This window comes from Pseudomonadota bacterium (genome assembly GCA_030860485.1).
Lineage (GTDB): Bacteria > Pseudomonadota > Gammaproteobacteria > JACCXJ01 > JACCXJ01 > JACCXJ01.
In genome coordinates this window covers 1-3,415 of record JALZID010000131.1, presented here as the reverse complement: position 1 = coordinate 3,415, position 3,415 = coordinate 1, and the positions used below count along the sequence as shown (strand labels likewise).

General features: G+C 56.4%; 2 protein-coding genes. Both read right to left on the bottom strand.

Annotated features, from left to right (window positions below; translation table 11 throughout):
• Positions 1–100: 100 nt before the first annotated feature.
• Complete coding sequence (locus M3461_07330; GenBank protein MDQ3774177.1) at positions 101–706, bottom strand: hypothetical protein; 606 nt, start codon at positions 704–706, stop codon at positions 101–103.
• Positions 707–1,112: 406 nt separating this feature from the next.
• On the bottom strand, positions 1,113–3,415 hold a 2,303-nt coding region (locus tag M3461_07325), incomplete at its 5' end, for a TonB-dependent receptor (protein MDQ3774176.1).

The following is a 3,415-nucleotide window of genomic DNA, read 5'->3' as shown; positions in this document are numbered from 1 at the left end:
ACCAACCTATAGCCTATAATCGTCTTCTATAGGTAACTCCGATCCCATTTTTCCTTGTGTAATTGTGTCGGGCGGTCAGCATCACGGTTTCCCTTTGCAGTTATTCGCATTTATAATAAGCTTCTTTAGGTTTGTTTGGGTAGTTTTTGAGATTGGAGTATTTCGGAAGTGTGCAATCATCATCCACATGAGTACTAACCGTATCACATGTATTTAAAACGTCTGTATTTAAAACGTCGCACGCAAGTGTGTTGATCTCTGCTTTCATGTTACGGATTATCACAGCAGTTGGTATGACATCGACACCACAAATTTGATCCCAAAGTTGGTCCAAAGTACTATTCACCAGAAGGGCCGCGTCATTAACGCAGGCTGTCACCTCGGCTGTAGTAAGAGGACCACCGTTGCCGTTCAGTAGTGTAGTAATATCACCTGCATCTATTGTCTTTTGGACTTCAAGACTTAGATTCTGAAGCAAAGGGTCGTCTATTGATATGGGTATTTGCTCGTTTGGGCACAATATCTCTATCAATTTGGGCGTCAAAACAAATTTAAGTTTCTCGGTATGGGGGTCGGAGTCGATTGAGCCGTCTTGCGGCGTAAGCTGCGTTTCACTACAAACGCTACAATACTTATATTTGCCCGATGCTACGTAATAGTGCGCCTCGGCCTTGGCTCCCAGCAGCGCGACCAGGCCGATCATCATGACTCTCATTACTCTCTTAACTGTCTTGGACATAACTGCCTCCGTTTGCGTGACATTTAACATAGCACCACTCGTGCTTCTTTATCAGCGCGCACGTGCCCTAACAGACAGTGCTTCCTCCTTAATTGGTTGTTGAGGGTGCTCTCTCGCGCCCTCTCTTTTTTTCTGCAGCCGTTCCCAGCCGGCACCCGGTCAGTAGTCCTCGGCCTTGGCCTGATCCCCCAGGGTATCCATCTCCGCCAGGTCCGCATCGCCCAGCGTTCGCGAGCCGCCGCTCGATGAAACGGAAGCTGTACGGCTCCACAACAAAACGTGGAGCGCCTTTCTATGGCCTAGACGGCCTCGTCGGGACGCTCGGCACCAGTGTGACCCCTACCGTTTTTCGACACACGGGACTTCCCGATGCCTACGGGAACGCCAGTGTGACCCTCGCGAAGACCGTGCGGGTCGGCTGGATCGTCGGGTTGTCGAAATCGACCTCGAAGAAATTGAACTCCTCGTCGAACAGATTCGTCGCTCCCACCGAGATGAAACCATACCGCTTCGGCAGACGGTACGAGATCGCCGCGTCGACAATCCAGAACTCGTCGCTACCGGATCGAAGGGGAACGGTGGGGTCAATGAAGGGCGTGAACATGCCGTCCTGATTCCAATACGTCGCCATCAGGGAGGCACTCAGCTCGGACGGGTGGAAGAACCCGATCCCCAGGGGCACGCGTTGGGTGTCCAGCTCCGTGGGTCCTATGAGATCCCGTTCGAAGCGCTCGAAGAGGTACTGCGCCCTGAGCGCCAGCCATGGATGCGGCGTCCAGAACAGGTACGCACGGCCCAGATACTCGTTCCAGTCCGCGTCCCGGTTGACTGGGTTTAAGGGATCCGACAGGTCCAGGAGGCCCGGAACCGTCAGATCTCGTTTGGAGAGCTCCACGCCTCCGAACAGGCTGCCCGTGAACTTCTGATCGATCGCCCCCCCGTAACGCCAGGCCTCCGTCAGATTGGCGTCATCGAAGAACTGGTTGAACCCGGCCACCTGGGTCGGCTCGATCGTCTGGTCGGTGATCAGCGTTCGCTTCAGGACGCTGAACGCCGCCGCGCGAAGGGTGGTCCCCGCGAACGGAGTCCAGGTGATCCCGAACTTCGGGTTGACCTGGTCCTTATCGACATCCTCGTCCCCCCTCAGGGAGTCGAGACTGAGCCCCAGCGTGGCGGTCACGTCCCTCAGGAGATTGACGTCCGCGTACGCGTACGCGTTGAAGTGTTGGAGATCCGTGTCGGTCACCGAACGGATCTCGATCGGATCGGGTCCGGGAATTCTGATTGTCGTGTCGTCCTTGCGGTCGACAGCGACATATCCGGCACCGGTTCGCAGATTTAGGTACCGCGAGCGAAACAGGTGCTGCAGCTCAGCACTGAAGGCCGTCTGGGGAAATTTGTCGTCGATGAAGTTGCCAGGATCGGGGATGTCATTGATTCTCAAACCAGCGTCGGAGTCCTGATAGGTAAACGAGCCGAGGAGGATGGAGCCCGGCGAGAACGCATGGCGCGCGCCGAGGCGGAAGGTATGCCGCTCTTCCTCGTTTCTCAGACCGCGGAAGAAATCCTCCGGGAAGAATCGCTGCTGAACGTCGCCTTGCTCCAGATCCCGGTACCGGTACTCGACTTGGATGCCCGTGTCCGGCGTAAGTTCTTGCTGAACGAAGACGTTAGCGATTTCGTCCCGCTGGTCGGCATTTTCTCGAAACCCGTCTGTGGTAAAGTGGAATCCACCGACGCTGAAGGATGTCTTCTGGTAGATCCCCGAGGCAACGGCTTCTCCACCATAGGTGCTATTCTCCGCGACCAGGCCGCTAGTCTGTATTGTGACCCCATCTCGGTTGAAAATAGGGTTAAACTCATTGAAGGAGAGGGCCCCAGGTCCTTGGGCGCTGATGAGGAACAGGTTGCTTTCGCCAAGGCGCGGCTGAATGGGCGTCGTGTTGATGGGCTGCAGCAGCTGAGACTGTAGCAGCTCGCTGACCCTAGCGATCTCGTGGCGGGGCAACGCCGCATACGAATCGGCCAGAAGCCTATGGGTGGAAAAGTCGCTTGGATCGGTGTTGACCGACTTCCAGCCCTCCACCAAGGCCAATTGCTGGAAACCCAGATCGGTGTAGACCCGGGCCAGGCTCGCGCTGCGGGCCGCCAGGTCCGAATCGAGCGACAGACGTGACCGGTAGACTACACGGTTGTCGTTCAATTCAATGGCTTTTTGCATGTCCTGCAAGGCCTCGACCGGCCGGTTCGTCGTCTGTTTCGCGATTGCATCGTAGAACCATGGGGTGGGATCCTTAGGGTCCAGTTCCTCGGCAATACTATACTGGTGCTCCTCCAACGGCATGCGTTTCTCTTCATAGTAGGCCTTGCCCAGATAGCTCCGGACGATCGAGCTATTCGGATCCAAGCTCGTGGCGACCTCGATCTCGCGGCGTCCGTCATGCAGATCGCCCTCCCGGATCTTGGCCAGCCCCAGACCGAGCCTCGGGAGGGGATCCGCCTGATCAAGCGCAATCGCTTTGTCAAAGGCCTCCTTGGCCTGGGTCGTCTTGACCTCGGTCAGGTAGGCGAAACCCAAAACCGTCTGTGTCCGTGAGAGATCCGGCTCCAGGACCACCGCCTTCTGTGCCGCTTTGAGGGCTTGCTCCAGACGACCGAATGACGACCAGAGCTCTG